The 26,535-nt window shown below is 64.6% G+C and carries 30 protein-coding genes and 1 tRNA gene; 25 read left to right on the top strand and 6 right to left on the bottom strand.

The window, feature by feature from the left end; genetic code table 11:
• Positions 1 to 21 precede the first annotated feature (21 nt).
• Positions 22 to 879, top strand: coding sequence for a NifU family protein (locus G315_RS0102695; protein WP_019611872.1), 858 nt, complete (start codon positions 22 to 24; stop codon positions 877 to 879).
• A 19-nt stretch (positions 880 to 898) separates the two neighbouring features.
• On the opposite strand, the gene G315_RS0102690 is transcribed toward G315_RS0102695, so the two are convergent.
• A complete protein-coding gene (locus G315_RS0102690) occupies positions 899 to 1,825 on the bottom strand; it encodes an AraC family transcriptional regulator (RefSeq protein WP_019611871.1) in 927 nt (308 codons plus the stop codon).
• A 191-nt stretch (positions 1,826 to 2,016) separates the two neighbouring features.
• Here G315_RS0102690 and G315_RS0102685 point away from each other — a divergent pair, with 191 nt between their 5' ends.
• The 5 genes from G315_RS0102685 (at position 2,017) to G315_RS0102665 (ending at position 5,569) form a co-directional block, all read left to right on the top strand.
• Positions 2,017 to 2,637 carry a DoxX family protein gene (locus tag G315_RS0102685; protein WP_038032162.1) on the top strand — a complete coding sequence of 207 codons (621 nt, stop codon included), beginning with the start codon at positions 2,017 to 2,019 and terminating at the stop codon, positions 2,635 to 2,637.
• A 74-nt stretch (positions 2,638 to 2,711) separates the two neighbouring features.
• Positions 2,712 to 3,062: a hypothetical protein gene (locus G315_RS0102680; protein ID WP_019611870.1), complete on the top strand. Its 351-nt coding sequence runs from the start codon at positions 2,712 to 2,714 to the stop codon at positions 3,060 to 3,062.
• Positions 3,052 to 3,936, top strand: a complete 885-nt coding sequence (locus tag G315_RS0102675) for a DUF692 domain-containing protein (protein ID WP_018145446.1) — start codon at positions 3,052 to 3,054, stop codon at positions 3,934 to 3,936. Before G315_RS0102680 ends, G315_RS0102675 begins: the two co-directional genes overlap by 11 nt.
• Positions 3,929 to 4,699, top strand: coding sequence for a DUF2063 domain-containing protein (locus G315_RS0102670; RefSeq protein WP_018145447.1), 771 nt, complete (start codon positions 3,929 to 3,931; stop codon positions 4,697 to 4,699). The genes G315_RS0102675 and G315_RS0102670 overlap by 8 nt, the downstream gene beginning before the upstream one ends.
• Positions 4,700 to 5,146: 447 nt before the next feature.
• Complete coding sequence (locus tag G315_RS0102665) at positions 5,147 to 5,569, top strand: hypothetical protein (protein WP_026182093.1); 423 nt, start codon at positions 5,147 to 5,149, stop codon at positions 5,567 to 5,569.
• A gap of 22 nt (positions 5,570 to 5,591) precedes the next feature.
• On the opposite strand, the gene G315_RS0102660 is transcribed toward G315_RS0102665, so the two are convergent.
• A complete protein-coding gene (locus G315_RS0102660) occupies positions 5,592 to 6,578 on the bottom strand; it encodes a serine/threonine protein kinase (RefSeq protein ID WP_019611869.1) in 987 nt (328 codons plus the stop codon).
• Positions 6,579 to 6,638: 60 nt separating this feature from the next.
• Between G315_RS0102660 and G315_RS0102655 the strand changes: the two genes are divergently transcribed.
• The 11 genes from G315_RS0102655 to G315_RS0102605 all read left to right on the top strand — a co-directional run bounded on the left by G315_RS0102655 (position 6,639) and on the right by G315_RS0102605 (position 16,599).
• Positions 6,639 to 7,343, top strand: a complete 705-nt coding sequence (locus tag G315_RS0102655; RefSeq protein ID WP_019611868.1) for a TVP38/TMEM64 family protein — start codon at positions 6,639 to 6,641, stop codon at positions 7,341 to 7,343.
• Positions 7,344 to 7,505: 162 nt separating this feature from the next.
• Positions 7,506 to 8,492: an MBL fold metallo-hydrolase gene (locus tag G315_RS0102650; protein WP_019611867.1), complete on the top strand. Its 987-nt coding sequence runs from the start codon at positions 7,506 to 7,508 to the stop codon at positions 8,490 to 8,492.
• Between the two features lie 150 nt (positions 8,493 to 8,642).
• Positions 8,643 to 10,559 (top strand): threonine--tRNA ligase, encoded by a 1,917-nt coding sequence (gene thrS / locus G315_RS0102645; protein ID WP_018145452.1) that lies wholly within the window; start codon positions 8,643 to 8,645, stop codon positions 10,557 to 10,559.
• A gap of 22 nt (positions 10,560 to 10,581) precedes the next feature.
• Positions 10,582 to 11,100 carry a translation initiation factor IF-3 gene (gene infC, locus G315_RS0102640; RefSeq protein WP_077276933.1) on the top strand — a complete coding sequence of 173 codons (519 nt, stop codon included), beginning with the start codon at positions 10,582 to 10,584 and terminating at the stop codon, positions 11,098 to 11,100.
• 370 nt (positions 11,101 to 11,470) lie between these two features.
• Complete coding sequence (gene rpmI / locus G315_RS0102635) at positions 11,471 to 11,668, top strand: 50S ribosomal protein L35 (protein ID WP_017942014.1); 198 nt, start codon at positions 11,471 to 11,473, stop codon at positions 11,666 to 11,668.
• Positions 11,669 to 11,688: 20 nt separating this feature from the next.
• Complete coding sequence (rplT, locus tag G315_RS0102630; protein ID WP_018145454.1) at positions 11,689 to 12,048, top strand: 50S ribosomal protein L20; 360 nt, start codon at positions 11,689 to 11,691, stop codon at positions 12,046 to 12,048.
• A 189-nt stretch (positions 12,049 to 12,237) separates the two neighbouring features.
• Positions 12,238 to 13,266, top strand: coding sequence for a phenylalanine--tRNA ligase subunit alpha (pheS, locus tag G315_RS0102625; protein WP_019611866.1), 1,029 nt, complete (start codon positions 12,238 to 12,240; stop codon positions 13,264 to 13,266).
• On the top strand, positions 13,266 to 15,626 hold the full coding sequence (gene pheT / locus G315_RS0102620; RefSeq protein WP_019611865.1) for a phenylalanine--tRNA ligase subunit beta: 2,361 nt from the start codon (positions 13,266 to 13,268) through the stop codon (positions 15,624 to 15,626). The genes pheS and pheT overlap by 1 nt, the downstream gene beginning before the upstream one ends.
• 3 nt (positions 15,627 to 15,629) lie before the next feature.
• Positions 15,630 to 15,929 carry an integration host factor subunit alpha gene (locus G315_RS0102615; protein ID WP_018140932.1) on the top strand — a complete coding sequence of 100 codons (300 nt, stop codon included), beginning with the start codon at positions 15,630 to 15,632 and terminating at the stop codon, positions 15,927 to 15,929.
• Entirely contained in the window at positions 15,913 to 16,269 is a 357-nt protein-coding gene (locus tag G315_RS0102610; RefSeq protein WP_018140933.1) for a MerR family transcriptional regulator, read from the top strand. The genes G315_RS0102615 and G315_RS0102610 overlap by 17 nt, the downstream gene beginning before the upstream one ends.
• 253 nt (positions 16,270 to 16,522) lie before the next feature.
• A tRNA-Pro gene (locus G315_RS0102605) sits at positions 16,523 to 16,599 on the top strand.
• Positions 16,600 to 16,683: 84 nt separating this feature from the next.
• Here G315_RS0102605 and G315_RS0102600 read toward each other — a convergent pair.
• The 4 genes from G315_RS0102600 to flgA form a co-directional block, all read right to left on the bottom strand.
• Positions 16,684 to 17,400, bottom strand: a complete 717-nt coding sequence (locus G315_RS0102600; protein WP_019568523.1) for a flagellar brake protein — start codon at positions 17,398 to 17,400, stop codon at positions 16,684 to 16,686.
• A gap of 82 nt (positions 17,401 to 17,482) precedes the next feature.
• Complete coding sequence (locus tag G315_RS0102595) at positions 17,483 to 17,968, bottom strand: flagella synthesis protein FlgN (protein WP_019611864.1); 486 nt, start codon at positions 17,966 to 17,968, stop codon at positions 17,483 to 17,485.
• A gap of 15 nt (positions 17,969 to 17,983) precedes the next feature.
• Positions 17,984 to 18,298, bottom strand: a complete 315-nt coding sequence (gene flgM / locus G315_RS0102590) for a flagellar biosynthesis anti-sigma factor FlgM (protein WP_018145459.1) — start codon at positions 18,296 to 18,298, stop codon at positions 17,984 to 17,986.
• Between the two features lie 139 nt (positions 18,299 to 18,437).
• Positions 18,438 to 19,115 carry a flagellar basal body P-ring formation chaperone FlgA gene (flgA, locus tag G315_RS0102585; RefSeq protein ID WP_026338811.1) on the bottom strand — a complete coding sequence of 226 codons (678 nt, stop codon included), beginning with the start codon at positions 19,113 to 19,115 and terminating at the stop codon, positions 18,438 to 18,440.
• Positions 19,116 to 19,922: 807 nt separating this feature from the next.
• On the opposite strand from flgA, the gene G315_RS0102580 reads away from it, so the two are divergent.
• The 8 genes from G315_RS0102580 (at position 19,923) to flgG (ending at position 26,533) form a co-directional block, all read left to right on the top strand.
• Positions 19,923 to 20,861: a chemotaxis protein CheV gene (locus G315_RS0102580; protein ID WP_019611862.1), complete on the top strand. Its 939-nt coding sequence runs from the start codon at positions 19,923 to 19,925 to the stop codon at positions 20,859 to 20,861.
• Positions 20,862 to 21,065: 204 nt separating this feature from the next.
• Positions 21,066 to 21,881, top strand: a complete 816-nt coding sequence (locus tag G315_RS0102575; RefSeq protein WP_018145462.1) for a protein-glutamate O-methyltransferase CheR — start codon at positions 21,066 to 21,068, stop codon at positions 21,879 to 21,881.
• A gap of 216 nt (positions 21,882 to 22,097) precedes the next feature.
• A complete protein-coding gene (flgB, locus tag G315_RS0102570) occupies positions 22,098 to 22,505 on the top strand; it encodes a flagellar basal body rod protein FlgB (RefSeq protein WP_018169963.1) in 408 nt (135 codons plus the stop codon).
• Positions 22,506 to 22,532: 27 nt separating this feature from the next.
• Complete coding sequence (gene flgC / locus G315_RS0102565; protein WP_018145464.1) at positions 22,533 to 22,952, top strand: flagellar basal body rod protein FlgC; 420 nt, start codon at positions 22,533 to 22,535, stop codon at positions 22,950 to 22,952.
• A gap of 10 nt (positions 22,953 to 22,962) precedes the next feature.
• Entirely contained in the window at positions 22,963 to 23,637 is a 675-nt protein-coding gene (locus tag G315_RS0102560) for a flagellar hook assembly protein FlgD (RefSeq protein WP_018145465.1), read from the top strand.
• A 43-nt stretch (positions 23,638 to 23,680) separates the two neighbouring features.
• Positions 23,681 to 24,937 (top strand): flagellar hook protein FlgE, encoded by a 1,257-nt coding sequence (gene flgE, locus G315_RS0102555; RefSeq protein WP_019611860.1) that lies wholly within the window; start codon positions 23,681 to 23,683, stop codon positions 24,935 to 24,937.
• A gap of 32 nt (positions 24,938 to 24,969) precedes the next feature.
• Entirely contained in the window at positions 24,970 to 25,710 is a 741-nt protein-coding gene (gene flgF / locus G315_RS0102550; protein WP_019611859.1) for a flagellar basal-body rod protein FlgF, read from the top strand.
• 34 nt (positions 25,711 to 25,744) lie between these two features.
• The gene (flgG, locus tag G315_RS0102545; protein WP_019611858.1) at positions 25,745 to 26,533 is read left to right on the top strand and encodes a flagellar basal-body rod protein FlgG; all 789 of its coding nucleotides are present in this window, start codon (positions 25,745 to 25,747) and stop codon (positions 26,531 to 26,533) included.
• Positions 26,534 to 26,535 lie beyond the last annotated feature (2 nt).

Raw genomic sequence — 26,535 nt, 5'->3', positions numbered from 1 at the left:
CAGATCCTCCTGCTCCTGGCTGTGGCCGGCTATGTGCTGGTGTACAGCCCGTTGTGGACGCTGGCCCCGGTCTTCGGACTGGCCGTGGTCGGCTGGTGGTGGCAAGGGCGCTCGCAACCGCCGGCCTGGGATTGGCTGGGGCAGACGCCCGAGGGTGCAACCTGGCTGGCCACCGCCGAGGGTCTGCGCCAGGAGCAGGTGGACTGGGTCGAGGTGCTGCCCGATACACGGGTGTTGCGCCGGCTCGTCATCCTCGTCGTTCGGGTGCCCGCGACCGGCCGGGTATGGCGCCTGTGGCTGCACGCCGGGCGCATGCATCCGGAGGACTTGCGCCGTTTGCGCGTGCGGTTGCGCTGGTCGCCTGCGCGCGAGGTGGTGGATCCCGGCTGGCGGGTGCGGCTTCGCGCGGGGGTGGAGCGCGGCGTTGCTATACTGGCGAAAAGCCGAGTACCCGGAGGCCCGAACATGGCTGGACCCGACAATGCGCAGGTGATGGTGGACGTGTCACATCTGCTGAGTGACGAGCCCGATCACGTGTACAGCGAGGATGAACTGGACGCGATCGAGGAACTCGATCCGGAGCTCGCGCTGCGCCTGGACCGGGCTCAGACCTTCGCCGAGCGCGAGGCGGCGGACGTGCCGGCCGATGGCCCGATCGACGTGGATGCGGTGCGCGCCGCGATCGAGGAGGCACGGCGGATCATGATGCAGGACGGGGGCGACATCGAGTTCGTGGAGCTGGACGGTCGCACCGTGCGGGTCCGGCTCAAGGGGGCCTGTGTGGGCTGTCCGCGCTCGACACTGGATCTCAAGAACGTGGTCGAGCGCCTGGTCCGTTCGCGCGCACCGGGCGTGGCCAGCGTCGCCAATACGTTCTGAACGAGCCGCTTCTTCCCGATCACCCGGCGGCGATTCGGCGCAGTAGCTGCCGGATGCGCCCCGGCCCGAAACCGTGCACCCGCTTGAAGGCCTTGCGAAAGGCCGCCTCCGAGGTATAACCCACCGCATCCATCACGCCCGCGACCGACTGCCGTCCGTCGCGCAGCAGGCGCTCCGCCAGGACCATGCGCCACTGGGTCAGGTAGTCGATGGGTGTCTGTCCGACCAGGGTGTGAAAGCGTTCCGCGAAGCTGCTGCGCGACATGGCCGCCTCGCTGGCCAGCCCTTCCAGGGTCCAGGCCGCTTCCGGGTGGGCGTGCAGGGCATCCAGTGCCCGTCGGATGCGGTCGTCCGCCAGGGCGGCGATCAAGGATCCCTCCGAGTGTTCGCGTTGCGAGCAGATGTGGTGGCGCACGGCCATCACGAACAGGGTATCGGCCAGCCGGTCCAGTACGGGCCGGTAGCCCGAGGAGCGTTCCGCGAGCTCGATGTTCATCAGATCCGCCAGATGCGCCAGGCGTTCGCCCGATTCGCGGCGGCGGATAATGATATGGCCCGGGAGGGCGGCCAGGATCGGGTTGCGGCGGCCGGAATCGAACTCGAAGTGGCCGCACAGGAGCTGGGTCACCGGCGTGTCCGGCGGATCCTCGCCTTCCACCAGCGTCAGATGGTTGTCGCGGTCGGGGACAGTGTGGCGACTGGACATCAGGTGCCAGTCGTCGTGCGGGAGCAGCAACAGGTCCCCGGCCTCCATCCAGACGGGGGCGATGTCCTCCATGTGCAGATAGCAGCCGCCTTCCCCGACCAGGTGAAAGCTGGCATTCCCCGACCCCGCCGTACTGAGCTGCCACTCCCCGCACAGGCGCGGATTGGTGTCGATGCGGGCGCGCAGGTTGTAGGCCGCCAGGACCGTCGACAGCACGTCTTCGTGGGGGCGGATGTCCATCAAGCCTTCCTTTTGCCTGTTCCTGTTGGTTCTTCACCTTAGACCTTAGGACGCCCGGTTGCCGGGCGTCACGGGCCTCTCCCCGTGGTCCCGGACGATCGGACATAAAAGCCGGCGGATCACCCCGCGTACGGCGCGAGCCCGAGGTCTAGGCTTTATACCCAGTAGAAAGGGAAAAGGAGATCAGGACGATGGCTGCGACTGGAACCTTGGCAGTGCGCTTGCAGGGTTGGCTCGACTGGACGCGAGGCGCGGACTTCCTGGCGCCCCTGCTGTTGCGGCTCTACCTCGCGCCGGTGTTCTGGATGGCGGGGACCAACAAGCTGGACGGGATCCTGCCGAAAGAGAACGTGGTGATGTGGTACGGCAACGCGGACTGGGGGCTGGGCATGCCCTTCCCCTATCTGATGGTGATGCTGTCGGCGTATGCCGAGGTGCTGGGTGCGATCGCGTTGCTGCTCGGACTGGCGACGCGCTGGTTCTCGATCCCGCTGATGATCACGATGGTGGTGGCGGCCTTGACCGTACATATTGAACATGGCTGGCAACGGATCTCCGACCCGATGATGTGCCTGTTCAACTGTTCCGGGATCGCGGAGGCACAGATGCGCCTGGATCGCGCCAAGTCCATTTTGCAGGAGCACGGCAACTACAATTGGCTGACCGAGACCGGAAACTTCGCGATCGTGAACAACGGGATCGAGATGGCCGCGACCTTCTTCGTGATGCTTCTGGTCCTGTTCTTCTGGGGAGCGGGACGCTACGTCAGCATCGACTATTACATCCGTCGGAGGATGATGAGCAGGGGATAACTCCAAGAGCTGTTTCAGCAGCCATTACACAACGGGTCCAGCGGATCCATAATCGCAAGACGAGGAGTAAGACCATGAAGAACGATCTGTTTTCCACCAAGACCCTGGCCGGCGCCGTCGGCACGGCGGCAATTGGCATGGCCATGGCCACCAGCCCGGTGTTTGCCTCGGCCGACCTGAACCACGGCTATCAGCAGGGCGGCCAGTCGCCGCTGATGCTGGCCGAGGGTTCCTGCGGTGAAGGTACTTGCGGCGGGGCGGCCGAAACCAAGGACAACGAAGGCAGCTGCGGTGAAGGGACCTGCGGCGGCGCGAGCGATACCAAGGACAGTGAAGGCAGCTGCGGCGAGGGCACCTGCGGGGGCTCGGACGGCGACGAGAAGGATTCCGAAGGCGCCTGTGGTGAGGGGACCTGTGGCGGCTAAGGTCGTCCACCCTGCCAACCCGGCCCGCGTTAGCGGTGCCGGGCTCGGCTTGCGGCGGGCCCTGCTGGGCCCGCTGGCCGAGGCCCCGGAGGCGACGGAACGCCTGGGGTTCTTCGAGGCGGCACCGGAGAACTGGATGCACCTGGGCGGACGCCTGGGCCGCATCTTTCGCGAATATACCGAGGCCCAGCCCTTCATCTGCCACGGGCTGTCTCTCGACATCGGCGGGCCGCGCCCGCTGGACAAGGCCTTCCTGCAGGACCTGCGTGCGTTCCTGGATACCCACGGGATCGAGGACTACAGCGAGCATCTCTCCGCCTGTGGCGACGCCCAGGGGCATCTCTACGATCTGATGCCGATCCCGTTTACCGAGGAGGCGGTGCACTACGTGGCCGATCGCGTGCGCCAGGTGCAGGACATCCTCGGGCGCCGGATGGCGCTGGAGAATGTCTCCTATTACACCCCGGTGGGGGCGGAGCTGGACGAGATCAGCTTCGTGCGCGCGGTGCTGGAAGAGGCCGACTGCGACCTCCTGCTCGACGTGAACAACATCGTCGTCAACAGCATCAACCACGGCTACGAGCCGACTGAATTCCTGGATGCGATGCCGCTGGAGCGAGTGCGCTACCTGCATATCGCCGGGCATGAGGAGGAGGCCCCGGACCTGCGCGTCGACACCCACGGCCAGGCGATCTGCCCGGATGTCTGGGCGCTGCTGGAGGCCACCTATGCGCGCATCGGGCCGGTTCCGACCCTGCTCGAGCGTGACTTCAACTTTCCGCCGCTGGAGGAACTGCTGGCCGAGACCGACCGGATCCGGGACCTGCAGTTGCAGGCGCGCGCGGGCCAGGAGGAGCGGATCCTGCATGCCTGAGGCGGATTTCCAGCAGGTGCAGGAGGCGTTTGCGCGTCACCTGCGCGACCCGGAGCGCTATCCGCCCCCAGAGGGGATCGAGAGCCGGCGCCTGGCGATCTACCGGCGTCTTTTCTTCAACAACGTGGCAAACCTGCTGGCCAGGGGGTTCCCGGTCCTGCGGGGACTGCTGGAGGCGGCCGCCTGGGAACAGCTGGTACGCGACTTCTATCGCGATCATGGCAGCGAAACGCCGTACTTTCCGCAGCTGGCGGCGGAGTTCGTGCGCTACCTGGCGGAGGAACGCCCGGCGCAGCCCGGCGATCTGCCCTTCCTGGCCGAGCTGGCCCACTACGAGCGGGTGGAGACCGAACTGGTCTATGCGGATGCCACGCCGCCCCCGGAAGTCGAGCCGGATGGCGACCTGATGATTCAGGTTCCGGTGTTTTCCAAGGCCGCGCGGCTGCTGGCCTACGAGTACCCGGTGCATCGGATCGGGGCCGACTTCCAGCCGGATCAACCGGGAGAGGTGCCCACCTACCTGCTGGCGTACCGCACCGGGGAGGAGCGGGTGCGGTTTGCCGAGCTGAACCCGCTCGGCGCCCGGCTACTGTGGCGGGTGATCGAGACACCGGCGACCGGCGATGAACAGATCCGCCGGGTGGCCGGCGATTTCGGGCTGGAGGCCACCGATGAACTGGTGGCCAGTGGACGCCAGTTGCTGGAGCACTACCGCGGGCTGGGCGCCATCGTGGGGACCCGGCCTGACTGCGTGGCCTCCTGATCAAGAGGGGTCCTGATTAGCAACGAGCTTCAGCCAATTGCAGGGAACGTTCTCCCATGGGTTGGCACCCTTCCGCCGCGGCAGGGTGCCGTTGAGCGCAGCGAAACGCACCCTTTCCCGGGTCGTGCCAGTCCCTTGATGGGATTCGCTGCGCTCATCCCATCCTACGACCCGGCGGCTGGCCGAACGTCATTGCTAGTCTGGAGAGGGGTTGGACGCGCGCGTCGCAGACGTGGACTTCCGTGCATGGCCAAAGCCCAGGGCGGCCGCTAGTTACTGAAACAGGAAGCAGTGGTTTCAGTGGAGCGGCAGCCAATGCGAAGCATGCTGAATCAATGGGTCGAGTCGATCCGGCAGGGGATCGGACGTCGAACGCCAGGCGGGGATGTCCGTCGGGTGCCTCGCCGCCACCGGATACGGGCCCAGCTGCGTCGGCACAGCGTCGCGATTATTTCATTGCTGATCGCACTCTCGTCCCTGGGCTACAACACCTGGCGCAATGAGACCTCGGAGCTGCATCGGAATTGGCGTCAGGCGTCCTTCGAGCTGACGCGCGAGATTAACGAGCTCCAGCAGGTGGTGCTGTACCGGCGCTATTTTCACCCGGTAGAAACCACCTCGCCGGGTGGGGTCGGGGATGCGGAGACCTGGATCCTGGGCTGGGGGCGGGTGGCCAGCGTGCGCGACCTGACCTCGGTATTGCCGGAGCCGCTGCCGGCGCACGGCGTTCATCTGCACACCACCTGGGCGCAGCATGCGCAGCACCTGAATGCCGGTGACGAATCCGCCCGCGAGGCCGAGGAGGCCCTGCTGGCCGCCCTCGACGATACTCGCGACTCGGTGCTGGAGCTGATCCGGAACCTGCGGTGAGGGCGGGCCTGGGGACGGGGGTTCAGTAACCGAGGTCGAGGGCGGGTTCGTCGAGGGCGGCGGCCTGCTCGCGCAGGGTGAGGATGTGATCCTCCCAGAAGCGCGGCGTGTAGAAGATCGGAAAGCCGTCGACAAAGGCCGGGTCGTCGGCGCGCCGGGCCAGCCAGGCGGCGTGGCGCAGGATGCGCAGGGTGCGTAGCGGGGCGATCAGTCCGAGCTGGCGGCGATCCAGCGGTACGAAGGTCTCGTAGCCTTCCAGCAGGGCCTGCATCTGCCAGGCCATCTCGGGCGGTTCGCCGGACAGGAACATCCACAGGTCCTGCATGGCGGGGCCGGTACAGGCGTCGTCCAGATCGACAAAGTGCGGGCCGTCGTCGGTCCACAGGATGTTGCCGGGGTGGGTGTCGCCGTGCAGGCGTAGCTGCGGGACCGGTCCGATCGTGTCGAGGTCACGCTGGATCCGCCCCAGCAGGTCGGCGCTGAGATCGCGGTACACGGATTCCAGCTCCAGGGGCAGATAGCCGGAGGCGAGCACGGCCTGGCGCGCCTCCTCGCCACGCGGGACGGGATCGAGCACCGGCCGCTCGTGAAAGCGTGCGGCGCGTCCAACCTCGTGGATACGCGCGATGAAGCGGCCGATGCGGACCAGGGTGTCGCGCTGTTCCAGATCCGGTGCGCGGCCGCCGCAGCGCGGGTAGACGGCGAACATGAACCCGGCGTGATCGTGCAGGGTTTCGCCTTCAGGATCGGCCAGAGGGGCGACTACCGGGATCTCGCGGCTTGCAAGTTCCTGGCTGAAGCCGTGTTCCTCGCGGATGGCGGCGGGTGTCCAGCGTTGCGGACGATAGAACTTGGCGATGACCGGTGTGGTGTCCTCGATGCCGACCTGGTAGACGCGGTTCTCGTAGCTGTTGAGGGCCAGCAGGCGCCCGTCGCAGCGCAGACCGGTCGTTTCCACCGCGTCGAGGATGACACCGGGTTTCAGTTCGTCGTACGGATGTGCATGCATGCTTGCAGTGTACGGGTTTGCCGCGCATCGTTCCGGCAAATTGACCGCGAGGAGTCGCGCTTGAATCGCTATTACTGGGGGTTGGTTGTCGCCCTCGTGGGTCTCGTCGCCGTCTGGCTGGTGGTTGCGATGGGGCCGGGTCTGGATCTGGAGACCCTGCAGGTCGCGCGCCTGCAGGTGGAGGACTGGCGGGTCGCGCACCCGTTCGTCACGGCCTGGGTGTTCTTCCTGTTGTACATGGTGGTGGCCGCCTTTTCGGTGCCGGGGATCGTGGTGATGACCCTGGCCGGCGGTGCCCTGTTTGGCGTGGTCTGGGGCACCGTGCTGTCGTCGCTGGCTTCGACGTTGGGGGCGACCCTGACCTTTGTGGTGGCGCGGGCGCTGGCGCGCGATGCTGTTCAGCGTCGTTACAAGCACCAACTTGGGCGCATCAATGCGGGCTTTGAGCGCGAGGGCGCGTTCTACCTGTTCGCGCTGCGGATGATTCCGGTGTTCCCGTTCCTGTTGATCAACGCCGGGATGGGCCTGTTGCCGATCCGGATCTGGACGTATTTCTGGGTATCACTCGTGGGGATGCTGCCGGCCACGGCGGTGTTCGCGAATGCCGGGACGCAGTTGGGGCGGCTTGATAGCATCGAGGGCATTCTCTCGCCGGTGCTGGTCCTGTCCCTGGTTGCCACGGGCCTTTTTCCGCTCCTGGCGCGGTGGCTGGTGAATGCCGTGCGCCGCAGGCAGGGTCGATTGGATAACCCGGGCGCGGACTAACACGCACGCAGTATCCGCCATCGCGTATATAATAGGGTTTACCGTTGGGAGGCGGCCGTGGAGCGCGCACCGCCGGACACAATCTCGAAGTTCAACGAACGATCCCGTCACATATTGCGTGCGCTGTCCGACTCGGGGCGCGAACGACACAAGGAGTTTTCCATGACATTGAATGTTTTGTTGCGCCAGGGTCAGCTGGCCTTCCTCGCGCTGGGCCTGATGGGCTTCGGCATGGCCGCCGTGCAGGCGGAGGAAGCGTCGCTGGATCGTCCGATCGAGAAGGTGCTGGAGCCGATTCAGCTGACCGACCGGGTTCATTACTTTTACGGCTCGCTCGAGAACCGCACGCCGGCCAATCTCGGTTTCACCAACAACACCGGCTTCGTGGTAACCGACGAAGGCGTGGTGCTGATCGATTCGGGGCCGAGCTACCAGGTCGCCCAGCGCATGGAGAAGGCGATTGCCGGGGTCACCGACAAGCCGATCACGCACGTGATCTCGGTGGGCAGCCAGGACCACCGCTGGCTGGGCAACGGCTACTTCCACGAGCAGGGGGCGGAGCTGGTTGCGCTGCAGCGGACCGCGAGCACCCAGGCCGATCGCGGGGAGGGGCAGATCGCCTCGCTGGCCAATTCCGTGGGCGAAGAGGCGATGGAGGGCACCCAGCCGGTTCCGGCACCGAACCCCATCGATGCCGATGAATACACCCTGACCGTGGGCGGTGTGGACTTCGAGCTGATCTATGCCGGGGATGCCCACTTCCCGGGCGACATCATGGTTCACCTTCCGGGCGAGGACGTCGTCTTTACCGGTGACATCGTCTACACCGAGCGCATGCTGGGCATCCATCCCTTCAGCAACCCGGTGGAGAAGCTCGAGGCCTTCCGGCACCTGGAATCCATCGATCCGGAGATCGTCGTGCCGGGGCACGGCCGCGCGACCGACATGGCCGAGGCACGCCAGGATACCGGCGATTACCTGGAACTCCTGGTGCGCGAGGTGACGGCTGGCATCGAGGACTGGGAATCGCTTAACGAGGTGGTCGACCGCCTGGCGGATCTGGAACAGTTCAAGCACCTGCGCCACTACGATGACTGGCACCGCCCGAACGTGAATCGGACCTACCTGTTCATCGAAGGCAACATGTAACAACCGCACGGTAATCCCGGCCACAGCCCGGGAGATCTGCCGACGGCGCGGGGCACATGGTATGCTTCGCGCCGTTGTCGTTTCCGGCAACTCCAAATTTCTGATACGCGACGTTCGACCCCGCGTATGGGTCGGCGAAGGAGCCTCGCAATGCCCGCAATAACCCTCCCCGACGGCAGCCGCCGCGAGTTCGATCACCCGGTCACCGTGCTGGACGTGGCGAAGGACATCGGTCCCGGCCTGGCCAAGGCCACCCTGGCCGGCAAGGTCGATGGCGAACTGGTCGATGCCCGCCACGAAATCGACACAGACGCCGCGCTGGCGATCGTGACCGACCGCGACCCGGAAGGGGTGGAGATCATCCGGCATTCGACCGCGCACCTGATGGCGCAGGCGGTCAAGCAGCTGTTTCCCGACGCGCAGGTGACCATCGGCCCGACCATCGAGAACGGCTTCTACTACGACTTCGCCTATGACCGCGGCTTTACGCCGGAGGATCTGGAGAAGATCGAGAAGCGCATGAAGGAGCTGGCCAAGCAGGACTTGCCAGTGGAGCGCTCGCTGATGGATCGCGACGAGGCGGTCAAGTACTTCCGCGACATGGGCGAGGCGTACAAGGCCGAGATCATCGCGAGCATCCCGCAGGGGGAGAACATCTCGCTGTACAAGCAGGGCGACTTTGTCGATCTCTGCCGGGGCCCGCATATCCCGTCCACCGGCAAGCTGAAGGCCTTCAAGCTGACCAAGGTGGCCGGTGCCTACTGGCGGGGCGACTCCGACAACGAGATGCTGACGCGCATCTACGGTACCGCCTGGCCGAACAAGGACCAGCTGAAGGAGCATCTGGATCGGCTGAAGGAGGCCGAGCGCCGCGATCATCGCAAGATCGGTCAGGAACTGGATCTGTTCTCGATCCAGGACGAGGCCGGTGGTGGCCTGGTGTTCTGGCACCCGAAGGGCGCGCGCATCCGCCGCGAGATCGAGAAGTACTGGTACGATATGCACGAGAAGGCCGGCTACGACTTCGTGGTCTCGCCGCATATCGCGAACCTGGAGCTGTGGAAGACCTCCGGCCACGCGGATTTTTATGCCGAGTCCATGTACGAGCCGATGGAGGACGAGCACCAGTCCTTCCAGCTCAAGCCGATGAACTGCCCGTTCCACGTGCTGATGTACAAGGACCGGCTGCATTCCTACCGCGACCTGCCGCTGCGCTGGGCGGAGATGGGCACGGTGTACCGCCGCGAGATGTCCGGTGCGCTGCACGGGCTGATGCGCGTGCGCGGGTTTACCCAGGACGATGCCCACATCTTCTGCCGCGAGGACCAGATCGAGGCCGAGGTCATGGGCGTGATCGACCTGACCCTCGAGGTTCTGCAGACCTTCGGCTTCGAGAAGTTCGACGTGAACCTGTCGACCAAGCCCGAGGATGCGGTCGGGTCGGATGAAATCTGGGAACACGCGACCGCTTCGCTGCGCTCGGCGATCGAGAAGAAGGGCCTGGATTATTCGGTGGACGAGGGCGGCGGTGCCTTCTACGGTCCGAAGATCGATATCAAGATCCATGACGCGATCGGCCGCGAATGGCAGTGCTCCACGGTGCAGCTGGACTTCAATCTGCCCGAGCGTTTCGACATGGAATACGTCGCCGAGGACAACGAGCGACGCCGTCCGATCATGATCCACCGCGCGCTGCTAGGCTCGGTGGAACGCTTCTTCGGCGTGCTGATCGAACACTATGCCGGACACTTCCCGGCGTGGCTGGCCCCGGTGCAGGCCGAGGTGCTGACCATTACCGAAAGGCAGGATGAATACGCCCGCGAGGTCACGAAGACGCTGCGCGCGATGGGGTTCCGGGTCGAGGCCGACTTGAGAAACGAGAAGATCGGCTTTAAGATTCGCGAGCACACGCTCAAGCGCGTGCCGTACCTGCTGGTCCTTGGAGACAAGGAGATGGAAAATGGGCAGGTGGCGGTGCGTACGCGGAGCGGGGAAGACCTCGGCGTGATGCGCCTCGAGGACTTCGGCGAACGCCTCCGGGAGGAGGTCGGCAGTCGCCAACACTGAACCCTGAACTGGAGAGAAGGCTATTAGCGCAGCGAAAACGGTCCGCCTGAACGATCAGATCACGAGTCCGCAGATCCGACTGATCGACGCCGAAGGCGAGAATCGCGGTGTCTGCAGCACTGCAGAGGCCCTGGAAATGGCCCAGGAAGGTGGTCTGGACCTGGTCGAGATCTCGCCGAATGCCGAGCCGCCCGTGGCCCGGATCATGGATTACGGGAAGTTCAAGTTCGAGCAGGCGAAGAAGGCGCAGGAAGCCAAGAAGAAGCAGAAGCAGATCCAGATCAAGGAAGTGAAGTTTCGTCCGGGTACGGACGAAGGCGACTACAACGTCAAGCTTCGCAACCTGCGCCGCTTCATCGAGGCCGGTGACAAGGGCAAGGTGACCATCCGCTTCCGCGGGCGCGAGATGCGCCACCAGGAACTGGGTGGCGAGCTGCTCGACAAGGTCGAGAAAGACATGGCCGACATCGCGATCGTGGAACAGCGGCCGAAGATGGAAGGACGCCAGATGATCATGGTGCTGACGGGCAAGAAGAAGTAAGTCCGTCAGACGATGGGATACACTGGCCGATATACACGAGCGCGTTGGTACTTCATTTTTTCCGAGACCAGGCGCGGCGCGCAGACCGGTAGTGGTTCTACCGGCTAGCGGCGCAACGCAGGATCGGGGAAAATGAAGCACCAACCCCGAAGGGGCTCGGCCGATTTTGCGCGCTGATGGCGTTGCGGCTCCCTTGTGCAGAATGCTGCACCGCAGTCGCCGTGCCTTGTCAGCACGCAAAATCGACTCGAGCGCGCACGTGTATATCGACCAGCGTATCCCAAGGGCGATCGGGTTTCCGCATACCCGCATCGCTTTTTCATAAACGGTCGGCCCGCAGTGGGTACGGCCCAAAATGCCGGAGAGAGTAATGCCGAAGATCAAGACCAATCGGGGTGCGGCCAAGCGCTTCACCCGTACCGGGTCGGGGAAGTTCAAGCGGTTCCAGTCGCACCGCAGCCACATCCTGACCAAGAAGCCTACCAAGCGTAAGCGTCACCTGCGCAGTCCGGCGATGGTGCACGAGTCGGATGCCCCGGCCGTGCGCAAGCTGCTGCCGTACCGTTGAACTGACCGAGGAATCGAGACATGCCACGAGTCAAGCGCGGTGTAACCGCTCACGCCCGTCACAAGAAAGTCCTGAAGCAAGCCAAGGGCTACTACGGCGCCCGGAAGAACGTCTTCCGCGTTGCCAACCAGGCCGTCATCAAGGCCGGTCAGTATGCCTACCGTGACCGTCGCCAAAAGAAGCGTCAGTTCCGGTCGCTGTGGATCGTCCGCATCAATGCGGCGGCCCGTCAGTTCGATCTCTCCTACAGCCGTTTGATGAACGGTTTGAACAAGGCCGAGATCGATATCGACCGCAAGACCCTGGCCGATCTGGCCGTGCACGACCTGACCGCGTTCGGCAAGATCGCGGAGAAGGCCAAGGCTGCACTGCCGGCCTGAGCCGCAGGGCCTGAAGGACTGCCCGCCGGCGGTGTGCCGGCGGGTCCCGAGAAGGGAGGGTCGATGCCCTCCCTTTTTTGTTTCGGGAACAGGAAACGAGGCGCCTGCAAGGCAGCGGCCCCCGAGTGCGGGCCGCTGCCTTGCAGGCGAATAGGGGGCCGGGGAGGCCCGTACCAGTCGGGGGAAGTCGTGGAACAACTGCAACAGCTGGTCGCCGAGGCGCGCGAGCGCGTCGAAGGGGCCACGGACCTGAAGGCGCTGGACGAGGTCCGGGTGCACTATCTCGGCAAGAAGGGCGCACTCACGGCACAGCTCAAGGAGCTGGGCAAGCTACCGGCGGAGGAACGGCCGGCGGCGGGGCAGAAAGTGAACGAGGCCAAGACCGAGGTCGCCGGCCTGATCGAGGCGCGCAAGGAGGCCCTGGCGCAGAGCGCACTGGCGGAACAGCTGGCGGGCGAACAGGTCGACGTGACCCTGCCGGGGCGGCGTCAGGCCGATGGCGCGCTGCACCCCATTACACAAACCCTGGAACGCATCGAGACCTTCTTTGCTGGATTGGGCTTTCGCGTGGCCGAGGGCCCCGAGGTGGAAGATGACTTCCACAACTTCGAGGCCCTGAACATCCCCGAGCATCACCCGGCGCGGGCGATGCACGACACCTTCTACTTTGATGCCCACCGCGTGCTGCGCACGCATACCTCGCCGGTGCAGATCCGCACCATGGAACAGGAGCGCCCGCCGCTGCGCGTGATCGCGCCAGGGCGCGTGTATCGCTGCGATTCGGATCTGACGCATAGCCCGATGTTCCACCAGGTGGAAGGGCTTTGCGTGGATACGGACATCACGTTCGCGGATCTGCGCGGCGTGTTGAGTGCATTTCTTCAGGCCTTCTTTGATCGGGACGATCTGGCCACGCGCTTTCGGCCGTCGTACTTCCCGTTCACCGAGCCGTCGGCCGAGGTCGACATCCAGTGCGTGCACTGCGGCGGTCACGGCTGCCGCGTTTGCAGCCACACCGGCTGGCTGGAGGTGATGGGTTGCGGGATGGTGCACCCCAACGTGCTGGGTCACGTGGGGATCGACGCCGAGCAGTACACCGGCTTTGCCTTTGGCCTGGGCGTCGAACGCATGGCGATGCTGCGCCATGGCGTGAATGACCTCCGGCTGTTCTTCGACAACGATATCCGCTTCATCGGGCAATTCGGGCAGACAGGCTAATGCGTATCAGTGTGCAGTGGCTGCAGGAATGGCTGCAGATCGACGAGACCCCGGAACAACTCGGCCATCGCCTGACCATGGCGGGTCTGGAACTGGATGCGATGGAAGCGGCGGCGCCCGCGTTCAGTGGGGTGCGGGTGGGCCATGTGGTGGCAGTCGATCCGCACCCGGACGCGGATCGCCTGCGCGTGTGCCGGGTCGAAGCGGGCGAGGCGGAGCCGCTGACCATCGTCTGTGGCGCGCCCAACGTGCATGAAGGCATGCGGGCGCCGGTGGCGGTGATCGGTGCGGTATTGCCCGGCGATTTCCGTATCAAGCGCTCCAAGCTGCGCGGCGTGGCTTCCGAGGGCATGCTGTGCTCCGCTCGCGAGCTTGGCCTGGCAGATGATGCCGAAGGCCTGATGTCCCTGCCGGCGACGCTGGAGGCCGGCCAGGACCTGCGTGAGGCGCTGGGGCTGGACGACACCATCCTGGAAGTGGACCTGACGCCGAACCGGGCCGATTGCCTGGGCATGCGCGGGATTGCGCGGGAGTGCTCGGCATTGCTGGACCGGCCGCTGCATGCCCCGGCGATGCCGGCCGTGGAGGTCGCCAGCGATGCCCGGGTGAGCGTGATCATCGAGAATCCGGAGGCCTGCCCCTTGTATGCCGCACGGGTGCTGGAGGGTCTGGACGCCAAGGCCGCGACGCCGCTGTGGATGACCGAACGCCTGCGCCGTGCCGGGGTGCGCCCGCTGAGCGCGATCGTGGATGTGACCAATTACGTGATGCTGGAACTGGGCCAGCCACTGCATGCCTTTGATGCCGATCGCACGGGCGCCCCGATCCAGGTGCGCCAGGGCAAACAGGGGGAAACTCTGACGCTGCTCGGAGGCGACCAGACGGTGAAATTGTCGCCGCAGGATCTGGTCATTGCGGGTGATGACGGCCCCCTGGCGCTGGCCGGAGTGATGGGCGGCGCCGCCAGTGCGGTCGATGCCAGCACCACCCGCGTGATCCTCGAATGTGCGCATTTCGCACCGCGGGCCCTGGCCGGTCGGGCGCGGGCCCACGGCCTGCATACCGATGCCTCCCACCGTTTCGAGCGGGGTGTCGACCCGACCCTGGTCCCGCAGGCGATGGAACGCGCGACCCAGCTGCTGCTGGAACTCTGCGGCGGGCAGTGTGGCCCGGTCGAGCAAGTGGGTGAGACGCCGGCCTCCCATGCGGAACAGGCGATCGTCCTGCGCCCGGATCGTGTCCAGCGCCTGCTTGGGGTGACCCTAGAGGCTTCCGAGGTCGAGCGGATCCTGGAGGCACTGGACTGCCGCATCGAGACGTGCGAGAGCGGCTGGTCGGTACGCGCGCCGCGGGCCCGATTCGACCTCGAACGCGAGGAGGATCTGATCGAAGAGCTGGCCCGGGTGCACGGCTATGACGCCCTGCCGCAGACACTCCCAAAGCCGGTTGCGCCGGTGACGCCGGAGTCGGGTCTGCGGTCACTGCGCAACGGGCTTGCCCGCCAGGGCTTCCATGAGGTGATCAGCTTCAGTTTTATCGCTCGCGAGGCCGCCAGTGCGTTCTACCCGGACGTGGAACCCCTGGCGCTGGCCAATCCCATTTCGTCCGATCTGGCGGTGATGCGCCCGGGACTGTGGCCCGGGTTGGTGACCACCGCCGCCTACAACCAGGCGCGCCAGCAATCGGACCTGCGCCTGTTCGAGCATGGCCTGCGCTTTGTTCCGGATGCGTCCGGTCTGCGGCAGGAGCCGCGACTGGCCGGCCTGCTCGGTGGGAGGGTGGCTCCGGAAGGCTGGGAAGGCGAGGCGAAGAAGGTCGATTTCTTCGACGCCAAGGGCACCGTGGAAGGCCTGTGCGAACGCGTCGCCGGCCCGCTCGGCTTTCGCGCGGAACGTCATCCGGCGCTGCATGACGGGCAATCCGCACGGGTACTGGTGGACGGCCATCCGATCGGCTGGGTCGGGCGCCTGCACCCGGCGCTGTGCGAGCGCTTCGACGTGGAGCCGGTCTACCTGTTCGATCTGGATGCCGCGGCCGTGGTGCGCGCCCCGGTGGCGCAGTTCACGCCGTTGTCGCCGTACCCGTCCATCCGTCGGGATCTGGCGCTGGTCGTGGCCGAGTCGGTGGCGGCGGGCGATGTGCTGGCGGCCATCGATGAGCTTGGCCTGGGGATCCTTCAGGACGTTCGCCTGTTCGATGTGTACCAGGGCAAAGGCTTGAATCCGGACGAAAAAAGCCTGGCTTTGGGCTTGATTTTACGGGCTTTTGATCGCACCCTAGGCGAACAGGACGTGGCTGGCGTCACCGACGCGGTGGTGCAGCATCTCCAGGCCCGGTTCAACGCAACCTTGAGACAATAGCCGATGGCAGCTGTAACCAAGGCGGATCTCGCCGCCGCGCTAAACGAGGAACTGGGTCTCAACAAGCGCGAGGCCAAGGAATTCGTCGAGATGTTCTTCGAGGAGATGCGGCAGTCGCTGGAGACCGGCGAGGGCGTGAAGCTTTCCGGGTTCGGGAATTTCATCCTGCGCGACAAGAACCAGCGGCCAGGGCGCAATCCCAAGACGGGCGAAGAGATTCCGGTCTCCGCGCGTCGTGTGGTGACCTTCCGGCCGGGACAGAAACTGCGCGAGCGGGTAGAGAGCTATGCTGGAGGCGAGTAACCACCAGGAACTGCCCGCCATCCCGGGCAAGCGCTACTTCACCATCGGCGAAGTCGCGGAGCTGTGCCAGGTCAAGCCGCATGTGCTGCGGTACTGGGAGCAGGAATTCCCGATGCTGGAGCCGGTCAAGCGGCGCGGCAACCGTCGCTACTACCAGCGCCAGGACGTGATCCTGATCCGTCAGATTCGCGCATTGCTGTACGAAGAGGGCTACACCATCAATGGTGCCCGTCAGAAGCTCTCCGGCGACGAAGCCAAGGGTGATCGTCAGCAGGCCCAGCAGATCATCCAGGACACCATCTCGGAGCTTGAGTCGGTTCTGCGCGTACTGCGCGCCTGAGGCCCGGACCCAGGGGGTGGGTGGCTTTCGGGACGTCGTGTTGATGCGATTCGCTTCGCTCGTCGCATCCTACAGAGCTGAATCGGATTTACGGTAACGCAGGCGGGAACCCGCGTAGGATGCGACGAGCGAAGCGAATCGCATCAATGCGCCATTCTCGGCGTACGTGGCACGAATGGTCCGCACGGATCTCGCAGCAATGGGGTGGCCGATGCTTTCGTGAAGGCGGGGAATCGGATATAGTTCGCGGCTTCGGGGCGTGGCGCAGTCTGGTAGCGCATCTGCATGGGGTGCAGAGGGTCGCAGGTTCAAATCCTGCCGTCCCGACCAAACAGGAACGATCAAAAAAGGCCGCTTTAAGCGGCCTTTTTTTGTGTTCGGAGTTGCGGGTTGCGGCGTCGCCTGGGCGCAGGCTCAATCCATCGAGCGGCGGCGCGCTTCGCGCTGGTAATGGAGCAGGGCGATGTTGGTCTGGCGTTCCATCCACTGGGTCATTCCGACGATCTCGAAGCCTGCAAACTCGAAGCCATCACGCGTGCTGCGGCGACGGTTGGCCAGCCGCAGGTCCCCGGAAAGGCGTTCACTGACATCGGGGAGCAAGAGGTTCTCGAAGGCCAGGTTCGCCTGGTCCTCAAGCGCATCCAGGAGGGTGGTGGACAACTCGATGCACATGCCCTGGGCAGAGAGGTCGGCAACCTCGCCAATCACGGGATCCTTCCAGGCCTTTGCATGGAGTTCGATCTGAGGCCGCTGGGCCATCGGGATGTGCACGCGGAACGTTTCGCGGCGTTGCAGGTAGTAAAGAGTTTCCGGATAGGTGCAGACGTAGAGCGCGCCTTTTTGCTCCTGCTCGATGCGTGTTACATGCGTGCCGAATCGTACTGCAACCCCGCGCAGCGCCGCGAATACGCGCAAGTCCATGCCGGCCTGAACCTGCTGGTGCGCCCGAGGCGGGGTCAGCTCGTCGAGAAAGAGTTCCTTGGCGGCTGGGTCCAGACGGACCAGGGCCGAGGTGTACAGGGGGCCGTCGGTATCCACGCGAACGCTCACGACGGTGAGCTTGTGGTCGAGGTCCTTGAGGATGCCGGCAATCCGGTCCGGCTTATCGACGGTATAGTCCGTGTCGTCCATGCGTCCGAAGTGTTAGGAAGGTGTGAGGACGCAAGGTACTGGTGGATGCCGCGAAAAGCCAGCCTCCACCAGGACCGGGCTCTCAGGCCTGGGTGATCTGGCGTCCGCCGCGGTTTCCGGGCCGGGCGCGGCCATACGGGTCGTAGGTGGCCGCGGGGCCGGTTTCCTCGCCGCGGAGGATCTGCATGGAGAGTTCCACGCGCTGGCGGTCACGGTCGATCAGGCGCGCATTGCCATGATTCAGAGTGTCGCAGCGTTCGATGGACTGGCGCAGGGCCTGCCACAGGTCGTTCAGTACGACGCCATCGTCCATCTTCGAGAACAGGCGTGCGACGCCCTCGGGGCTGAAGGCCTCGCCGGCGGCCTCGACCAGGCCTTGCTGGTTGCGTGTCTCGGTTTCCAGTTCATGCAGCAGGGTCTGCTTGCCGGTCACCACGTCCTGCAGCGTATCGGGTTGGCGCGCTTCGACCGCGCGCGTCTCCTTTAGCAGACTCTCTTCCAGCTGATGAGCCAGCCGGATTGAGGTCTCGAGCGAGCGTTGCAGTTTATGGTGCGCGTCGGCATTCATGGGCGATAGACCGGGTTAGCGCAGCAGGCTTTCGAGGTCGATCATGCGATCGGCCAGCTGCTGGTTGTCCACTGGATAGTTGCCGCTGGAGATCGCCTCGCGCAGTTCTGCAACGCGGGCGGCGTCGAAGGGGGCGGTGTCGCCCGCGCCGGCCGCGGCATTCATTGCCTGGGCGGCCCCGGTGAGCGTGACCGAATCATTGTTTGCCGTCGATGCGTTACCGGAGGCCGGGGCACGGCTTGCCGTGTTGGCGGACTCGTCGCGACCCTTTACCCCGGGGTTCTGGTTGTCGGGGCGCAGGCTGTTCGTATTGAGGCCCTTGATATCCATGATGCCTTCCTGTCGTTGTAACTGTGCTGCAATTGTTTACGGCCAGCGTTGCTGAAACTGTAGGCCTCGGGGGCGGAAAAGTGTAACGGGCTTCACAGTCCGCTTCGAAGATCGTTGGCGTGCCTGGTGGGTCGAGGCCTCAAAGCGCTACCCGGATGTGGCCGGAGGCCTGGATTTCGCCTTCGACGACGCGCCCGGAGGATGCGTTCTTGACGCGGATTCGCTCGCCCAGCGTCCCGTTCTCCAGCGCTTCGCCCTGCATGCGGATGGCGATCGAGCCGTTCTCTGCCAGGATGGTAACCCGCTGGCCGCGACTGATGATCTCGCGCGGGCTCACGTGCTGCGTTCCGATGATCTGACCCGGGCGGATGCTGCGCCGGGTCTGCTGGCCGATCAGGGCATTCTTTTCCTCATGATAACTGCCGGCATGGCGCGAGGTCTCGATTCGCTGGAAACGCAGGTCGCCCGCCGAGAGGGTGTGCTGGCGCGGCAGGGTACGGTTCGCAACCAGCACTTCGGCGTAACGTTCGACCGTCGCCGGCACGTATAACTGCCAGGTCACCGGGCCGGCACACTGGATATGGACAGCGGTGTTGCCGTCACTCCGACCGCCGGGTGGGAAACGCGCTTCCAGGCCGTCCGTGCAGGGGACGAGGCGCAGACGCTTGTCGAGCTGGCCAATCTCGATGGAAACATCCTTCTCGGTATCGGTAACGCCCAGTTCCTGAATCAGGAACTGCTCGGCGGCGTGGCGGATGTCGTCAACCGGGTGGACTTCGGCCCGGACGCTGGTAGACAGCAGTACCAGGATGAACAAGAGGGTGACGCCGGCAAGGAGACGCGGAATGGCTCGCACGTTTGCGCTCGAGTCGATCACGCTCGCTGGCGAGGCACCGGAGGGCCCGCCTTTTCCTGGAACGAATGAGGCCCCAACGCGAACGAGCGAACGGATCAGCGTCTCCCTGGCAGCGGAAGCAAATTCTGAAATGGGTCGGCGCTGGTTCATGTCGCGGTCCTGTTTGGTCCTGTCCTGCGCAGCCAGTTCGGTGCGGGCGTCGGACTGTGCGCGAATGGCTCGGGTTTGACGGATCTTGCGTCGATGTCGAGCGAGTCGCGTGCAGTTTCAGTACGCAAAAACATGCAGATGTCGTGCCAATGAATGGGCATCTCGCGCCGCGCGCGCATTCAAGGACCGTCGCGGGCGGCCGTTATGGCCATGAGGCGGCGTCAGAAGGCGCATGCACGCAAATGCAAATGACAGGCCGGGGTTGCGCGGTGCACACTTGGCCTTTGAGGCCTGTCCGGTGCCTAGGGAAACACTGATTAATGTACGCACTCGCGTTGGTACCCCAGGTTCCCCGAGACAAGGCGCGTCGTGCAGCGGGTAGTGGTTCTACCCGCAAGCGGCGCAACGCAGGATCGGGGAACCTGGGGTACCAACCCCACAATCCTTTGAAAAGCAGGGGCTCGGCCGCTTTTGCGTGCGCACGGCGTTGCGGCTCCCTTGTGCAGAATGACTGCACGGCAGTCGCCGCGCCTTGTTCGCACGCAAAAGCGACTCGAGCGCGAGCGTGTACATTAATCAGTGTTTCCCTAGAGCAATCGGGGCAAGGAGAGCGGCACGATGAGTCAATTCATTGACGATGTGAATCAGCGAACCCAGTTGGTGGGGCAGAACCGCATGGAGCTTCTGCTGTTCCATCTGGGCGGGTCGCAGACCTTCGGGATCAATGTCTTCAAGGTCCGCGAGGTGATTCCGTCGCCGCCGCTGCGTCAGATTCCCGGCTCCATGGGCGTGGTGCGCGGGGTGGCGTCGCTGCGTGGCGGTACCGTGCCGATCATTGACCTGGCGCGAGCGATGGGCCTGCGTGGCGCCGTCGGGGCGGTCGACAACGGGGAGCAGAAAGTGGTGGTCACCGAGTTCAATCGTTCGGTGCAGGGCTTCTGGGTGTCGGCGGTGGATCGCATCGTCAACGTGAACTGGCAGGATGTGAAATCGCCCCCGCGCGGAACCGGGCGCGAATCCTTCCTCGTGGCCGTCACGGAGATCGACAACAAGCTGGTCGAGATCATCGACGTCGAACGGGTGCTCTCCATCGTCAATCCGCTGCCCAGCGAGGTCTCGCCATCCATCCGCGAGAATGCCAGAGAGGCCAGCGGGCGCAAGGTCGTGATCGTCGATGACTCTGTGGTGGCGCGCAAGCAGATCGAGGGCGCGATCAAGGGCCTCGGTTTCGAATACGATGTCTTCAAGGATGGCCAGGAAGCACTGGACTTCCTCGAGCAGAAGGCCACGGAAGGGCCGGTAGGGGACCAGGTCGAACTGGTGATCTCGGATATCGAGATGCCACGCATGGACGGCTATACCCTGACCGCGCGCATCCGGGACAACACCGCGCTGAAGGACCTGAAGGTGCTGCTGCACTCCTCGCTGAGCGGTGAGTTCAATACCGACATGGTTAAGCGCGCGGGCGCGGATGCCTTTCTCTCCAAGTTCAATCCCGATGAGCTGGCCAATGCCGTACTGGATCAGACCGGGCGCGAGAGTCAGCAGGCCGAATGACCGGTCGGGCGGAACCGCGTTGCCGCTCGGCAAGCCCGGAGCGGCGATGGGTGGCCGGAAGTCGGTGTGTATGGTGCCATGCGCGCGACGCCGTATACTCGATCCGATCTTCTGGATCACCCCGGTTTTCCGGCCAAGCGGCCCCGGTCAAGGATTCGTCATCAGGATGCCTAATCACGATGGACAGCGCTCAGGGATGACTCGGTGATCGATTCCCGCGACTACGAGGAGTTCTCCCGCTTCCTGCAGGACTGCTGCGGCTTGGTGTTGGGTGACAGCCGCCAGTACCTGGTTTCCAGTCGTCTGTCGCGGCTGCTCGACGAGTTCGACTTCAAGAGCGTCCCGGAACTGCTGCATGCGATGCGGCAGGCCCCGAATCCGCGTCTGCGCACCCGCGTGATCGATGCGATGACGACCAACGAGACGTCCTGGTTCCGCGATGGCTTTCCGTTCGAGATCCTGCGCCACGTGCTGTTGCCGGAACTGGCCGCGAAGGGAGGCAGCATCAAGGTCTGGTCCGCGGGCTGCTCCAGTGGGCAGGAGGCCTATACGATCTCCATGGTGGTCTCGGAATGGGAAGAATCGCGGCCGGCCCGGAAGGTACCGGTTTCCATTCTTGGCACGGACCTATCAGAGAAGATCCTGGACGATGCGCGGCGGGCCGTGTACGACGGCCTGAGCATCGTGCGCGGGCTCAGCGAGAGCCGGCGCGCGCGCTTCTTCGAGACCGTCGCGGATGGCCACAAGGTGATCCCGGATGTGCAGCGGCGCTGTCGCTTTCAGAAGCTCAACCTGATCGACAGCTATGCGGCGCTGGGCAAGTTCGACCTGGTGTTCTGCCGTAATGTGCTGATCTATTTCTCGGGCGACACCAAGCGACAGGTTCTTGACGCTATCGCCCGGCAGATGAATCCGGGCGGGTATCTGTTTCTTGGCGCTTCCGAGACCGCAGGGCCCTACACCCAGGCCTTCGAGACCGTACGAACCGAGTACGGCTCGGTACTTCGTCTGAAGTCCTGACGTAATCCAGCCCCGGGGCTGATCCCCGGGAACGCCCGTGCAATGCGGACGGCGAGTCGCTCCATCCCTTCCCCTGGCTGCCCACTGTGCCTGCGCCCCTGCGGCACGTCGCTCGAGAATGGCATAACGATTGCTTCAGTTCCCCTGCGAAGGGTCGCAATCGGTGCGCCCCGTTCTCCAAGCGAGGGTCCGCCACGGGCGGACAGGACGGAAGCGATGAGTCTCTCTCTCGACAAGGCGATGGGTATTTCTCCGCAGGCGGTGAACGTGCGGGCGCAGCGCATGGAGCTGCTGGCCTCCAACATCGCCAACGCGGATACCCCGAACTACAAGGCGCGGGATATCGATTTTCGTGCGGTGCTCGAATCCGCGGCCGGCGGCGGCAATACCTTGCCCATGGCGCGCAGCCAGGCGGCGCATCTCGACCCCAACGCTGGCGCGATGAACGGGCAGGTCGAGGCGCTTTACCGCGTCCCCTCGCAGGCGTCGCTGGATGGCAACACGGTGGACCCGCAGATGGAGCGGGCCGCCTTTGCCGAGAACGCCGTTCAATATCAGAGCAGCCTGGAATTCCTCAATCGCCGGGTCTCCGGCATCCGCGAAGCCCTGCGGGGCGACCGCTAACGCGGACCTGATCGGGAGATCGATGTCGTGAGCAACCTTTTCAGCCTGTTCAATACCTCCGCCTCGGCGCTGTCGGCGCAGTCGGTGCGCCTGAACACCGTGGCCTCGAACCTGGCCAACGCGAACACCGCCGCGACCAACCCCGACGAGGCCTATCGCGCCAAGCAGGTGCTGTTCCAGAGCGTGATGGACCAGGCCAACCCGAACGGTTCGTCGACGGCCGTTCGGGTGGCCGGCGTGACCGAGTCGCAGGCGGCGCCGCATGCGCATTACGAACCCCATCACCCGCAGGCCAACGAGGAGGGCTACATCTTCCGTCCGGCCATCAGCGTGGTGGAGGAGATGGCCAACATGATGTCCGCCTCGCGCAATTACGAAGCCAACGTGGAGGTGATGGAGACCTCGCGTCAGCTGCTCCAGCGCACATTGCAGATCGGTCAAGGCTAGGGAGCCATCGATGACACAGATATCCCCCGAATTGCTGGATCGCCTGGGCCTCTCGCGCCCCGAGCAGAAACAGGACAAGGACATGGACCGCCTGGGCCAGTCCGACTTCCTCAAGCTGATGACGACCCAGCTGGAGAATCAGGACCCAATGGAGCCGATGGACAACGGCGACTTCCTGGGCCAGATGGCGCAGTTCTCGACCGTAACCGGCATCGAGGAGCTGTCCAAATCCTTCCAGCAGCTGGCGCAGTCGCTGGGCCAGAACCAGACGCTGCAGGCCGCCTCCCTGGTAGGCAAGGACGTGCTGGTTCCCGTCGAATTCGGCGAGCTGGGTCCGGACGGCATGGTCAAGGGTGCGGTGGACCTGGATCGCTCCACGGAGGAGCTGCAGATCGACGTGTACAGCCCGAACGGCGAGCGCATCCGCCGCATGAACCTGGGCGCCGCCGGCAGCGGCTTGCAGGAGTTCAGCTGGAACGGCATGCGCGACGACGGGACCTTCGCACCCCCGGGCGTCTACGAGTTCAAGGCCACGGCCCGCTCCGGGACCCAGTCCGAGGCCGTGGATACCTTCCTGGATGCCCGCGTGGAGAGCGTCGCGGTGGGCAATGATTCCGGGCTGGCACTGACCGTGCAAGGCCTGGGCGAGATCAGCTTTTCGGATGTACGGCGGATTGGCGGCTAACGGCCGGCGCGCGTCGAACGAACCCTAACGGAGGAAACACCCCATGCCCTTCAATATCGGATTGAGCGGACTGAACGCGGCCCAGGCCGACCTGCAGACCACCGGCAACAACGTCTCCAACTCCGGGACCACCGGATTCAAGCGCTCGCGGGCGGAATTCGGTGACGTGTTTGCCCAGAGCTTCGGCGGCATCAGCCAGACGGCGATCGGTTCCGGTACGCGCCTGCAGGCGGTGACCCAGCAGTTTTCGCAGGGTCGGACGGAGTTTACCGAGAACGGCCTGGACCTGGCCATCAACGGCGAGGGCTTCTTCGTCCTGAACGACCAGGGCAGCACGGTGTACAGCCGTGCTGGGGCCTTTCAGGTGGACCGCGACGGCTATCTGGTAAACAACCAGGGTCTGCGCCTGCGTGGCTATGACGAGGCGGGGGGTACGAATCTCGGGGATTTGCGTCTGCAAACCGATACGGCCGCTCCCCAGGCCACCGAAAACCTTGAGGCACTGATTAACTTGCGTTCGGATGCGGCGACATTGAGTGACGATCCGGACGATTTCGATCTCGAGGACCCGGAGACCTACAACTTCTCCACCTCGCTCACGATGTATGACTCCCTGGGTATTGCGCGGGACGCCAACCTCTACTTCGTGAAGACGGACCAGAACGAGTGGAATGCCCATGTTGCGGTGCGTGACGAGAATGGTGAGTTGCAGGAGGTCGAGTACCCGATTGACCCGGTTACTAGCAATCCAGCATCTGCGCTACGACTGGAGTTTGACCAAAGTGGTCAGCTGGACGGTGTCATCCCCGGGGCTGAAGGCCTTACTGTCCCGGGCGGTAGCTTGGACGGCGCGGATGATTTGGTCTTCGATATCGACTTCGACGGTACGACGCAGTTCGGTGGTGATTTCTCGGTGAACGACCTGAATCAGGACGGTTTCGCCTCCGGCCAGCTGACCGGCATCGATATCGATCAGACCGGTGTAGTGTTCGCGCGCTTCACCAATGGTCAGTCCTCGGTTCTCGGCCAGCTGGCGCTGGCGAATTTCCCCAACCCTCAGGGTCTGGAACAGCTAGGTGACAACAACTGGGCCGAAACCTTCGCGGCGGGTGACGTGCGACTGGATCGTCCAGGGTCGAGCAACCTAGGTTCCGTACAGGCCGGAGCGCTGGAGGCTTCCAACGTGGATATCGCGCAGGAGCTGGTGAATCTGATCACTGCGCAGCGCAACTTCCAGGCGAACGCGCAGACGATCTCCACGGCCGATCAGGTCACCCAGACGATCATCAACATCCGTTAAGTGGCGGATGAGACGCTGAAGAGGGCTTGAGCATGGATCGATTTCTGTACATCGCGATGTCCGGTGCGAAGGAGACGATGCACGCACAGGCCATCAACAACCACAACCTGGCCAACGCCAATACCGACGGCTTCCGTCAGGCCCTGGCTACGGCAGATACCTTGCCGGTGCGCGGGCCGGGCCATGCCTCGCGCGACTACACCCAGATCGGCAACGATGCGGTGGACTTCAGCAAGGGCAAGATGCAGAGCACCGGGCGCGACATGGATATCGCCATCGAGGGCGAAGGTTTTATCGCGGTGCAGGGCCCGGACGGGGAGGAAGGCTACACCCGCGCCGGCTCGCTGCATGTGGACGCCTTCGGGCTGCTGCGCACCGCGCAGGGTCACCAGGTACTGGGGGATGGCGGTCCGATTGCCATCCCGCCGGCGGAGCAGATCGAGATCGGCACTGACGGCACCATCAGCGTGCGCCCCCTGGGCGTGGGCCCGGAGGCCCTGGCGGCGGTGGAACGCATCCGCCTGGTCAACCCGGACACCGACGAGCTCCAGCGCGGGGATGACGGCCTGTTCCGCCTGGCGGAAGGGGGCGAGGCGCCGGCGGATGCCGAGGTGCGTGTGATCTCCGGGATGCTGGAGGGCAGCAACGTGAACACCGTGGAGGCGCTGACCCGGATGATCGAGCTGTCCCGCCACTTCGAGATGCAAGTGAAGATGATGGACAGCGCCAACACGCTGGAACAAAGCAGCAACCGCTTGCTCGGCCTCGGCTGATGGGCGGCTTCGAGAGTAACGACAGGAGAACACCATGAACCAGGCACTGTGGATCGCCAAGACCGGCCTCGACGCGCAGCACACGCGCATGTCGACGGTCTCGAACAACCTGGCCAACGTGAACACCACCGGCTTCAAGAAGGACCGGGCGGTGTTCGAGGATCTGATCTATCAGACCGTGCGCCAGCCAGGCGCCCAGGCCACTCAGGATCAGCAGCTGCCCTCGGGCCTGCAGATCGGTACCGGGGTGCGCGCCGTCTCCACCGAGAAGATGTTCCAGCAGGGCAACCTGCAGCAGACGGACAATTCGCTGGACATGGCCATCGAGGGCCGCGGGTTCTTCCAGATCCTGCTGCCGGACGGCGACGTCGGGTACACCCGCGACGGCAGCTTCCAGCTGAATTCGGACGGCCAGGTGGTGATGTCCAATGGCTACCCGCTGCAGCCGGGCCTGTTCGTGCCGGAGGACACCCAGTCCCTCTCGATCGGCAAGGACGGCACGGTGACGGCGCAGATCCCGGGGCAGGCGGCCCCGGTGGAGCTGGGCAATATCCAGCTGGCGGACTTCGTGAACCCGGCCGGCCTGCAGGCGGTGGGCGAGAACCTGTTCCGCGAGTCCGCGGCCTCGGGCGTGGCGCAGCAGTCCCTGCCGGGCCTGAACGGCACCGGCACCGTGGTGCAGGGCTCACTGGAGACCTCGAACGTGAACATTGCCGAGGAGCTGGTGAACATGATCGAGACCCAGCGCGCCTACGAGGTCAACTCCAAGGCGATCTCCGCGGCCGACCAGTCGCTGCAGTTCGTCAACCAGACCATCGGGTGATC

Origin of the sequence: Thioalkalivibrio sp. AKL7 (assembly GCF_000381705.1) — a bacterium.
GTDB classification, from domain to species: Bacteria; Pseudomonadota; Gammaproteobacteria; order Ectothiorhodospirales; family Ectothiorhodospiraceae; genus Thioalkalivibrio; species Thioalkalivibrio versutus.
The sequence above is the reverse complement of the archived record's forward strand: the minus strand, read 5'-3'. Positions and strand labels throughout refer to the sequence as shown.

What these genes read in the sequence shown, in the direction of transcription:
- G315_RS0102690 (WP_019611871.1), bottom strand. Translation starts at nt 1,825, where the DNA reads ATGGACATCCGCCCCCACGAAGACGTGCTGTCGACGGTCCTGGCGGCC.
- G315_RS0102685 (WP_038032162.1), top strand. Translation starts at nt 2,017, where the DNA reads ATGGCTGCGACTGGAACCTTGGCAGTGCGCTTGCAGGGTTGGCTCGAC.
- G315_RS0102680 (WP_019611870.1), top strand. Translation starts at nt 2,712, where the DNA reads ATGAAGAACGATCTGTTTTCCACCAAGACCCTGGCCGGCGCCGTCGGC.
- G315_RS0102670 (WP_018145447.1), top strand. Translation starts at nt 3,929, where the DNA reads ATGCCTGAGGCGGATTTCCAGCAGGTGCAGGAGGCGTTTGCGCGTCAC.
- G315_RS0102660 (WP_019611869.1), bottom strand. Translation starts at nt 6,578, where the DNA reads ATGCATGCACATCCGTACGACGAACTGAAACCCGGTGTCATCCTCGAC.
- G315_RS0102650 (WP_019611867.1), top strand. Translation starts at nt 7,506, where the DNA reads ATGACATTGAATGTTTTGTTGCGCCAGGGTCAGCTGGCCTTCCTCGCG.
- thrS (WP_018145452.1), top strand. Translation starts at nt 8,643, where the DNA reads ATGCCCGCAATAACCCTCCCCGACGGCAGCCGCCGCGAGTTCGATCAC.
- rpmI (WP_017942014.1), top strand. Translation starts at nt 11,471, where the DNA reads ATGCCGAAGATCAAGACCAATCGGGGTGCGGCCAAGCGCTTCACCCGT.
- rplT (WP_018145454.1), top strand. Translation starts at nt 11,689, where the DNA reads ATGCCACGAGTCAAGCGCGGTGTAACCGCTCACGCCCGTCACAAGAAA.
- pheT (WP_019611865.1), top strand. Translation starts at nt 13,266, where the DNA reads ATGCGTATCAGTGTGCAGTGGCTGCAGGAATGGCTGCAGATCGACGAG.
- G315_RS0102615 (WP_018140932.1), top strand. Translation starts at nt 15,630, where the DNA reads ATGGCAGCTGTAACCAAGGCGGATCTCGCCGCCGCGCTAAACGAGGAA.
- G315_RS0102610 (WP_018140933.1), top strand. Translation starts at nt 15,913, where the DNA reads ATGCTGGAGGCGAGTAACCACCAGGAACTGCCCGCCATCCCGGGCAAG.
- G315_RS0102600 (WP_019568523.1), bottom strand. Translation starts at nt 17,400, where the DNA reads ATGGACGACACGGACTATACCGTCGATAAGCCGGACCGGATTGCCGGC.
- G315_RS0102595 (WP_019611864.1), bottom strand. Translation starts at nt 17,968, where the DNA reads ATGAATGCCGACGCGCACCATAAACTGCAACGCTCGCTCGAGACCTCA.
- flgM (WP_018145459.1), bottom strand. Translation starts at nt 18,298, where the DNA reads ATGGATATCAAGGGCCTCAATACGAACAGCCTGCGCCCCGACAACCAG.
- G315_RS0102580 (WP_019611862.1), top strand. Translation starts at nt 19,923, where the DNA reads ATGAGTCAATTCATTGACGATGTGAATCAGCGAACCCAGTTGGTGGGG.
- flgB (WP_018169963.1), top strand. Translation starts at nt 22,098, where the DNA reads ATGAGTCTCTCTCTCGACAAGGCGATGGGTATTTCTCCGCAGGCGGTG.
- G315_RS0102560 (WP_018145465.1), top strand. Translation starts at nt 22,963, where the DNA reads ATGACACAGATATCCCCCGAATTGCTGGATCGCCTGGGCCTCTCGCGC.
- flgE (WP_019611860.1), top strand. Translation starts at nt 23,681, where the DNA reads ATGCCCTTCAATATCGGATTGAGCGGACTGAACGCGGCCCAGGCCGAC.
- flgF (WP_019611859.1), top strand. Translation starts at nt 24,970, where the DNA reads ATGGATCGATTTCTGTACATCGCGATGTCCGGTGCGAAGGAGACGATG.
- flgG (WP_019611858.1), top strand. Translation starts at nt 25,745, where the DNA reads ATGAACCAGGCACTGTGGATCGCCAAGACCGGCCTCGACGCGCAGCAC.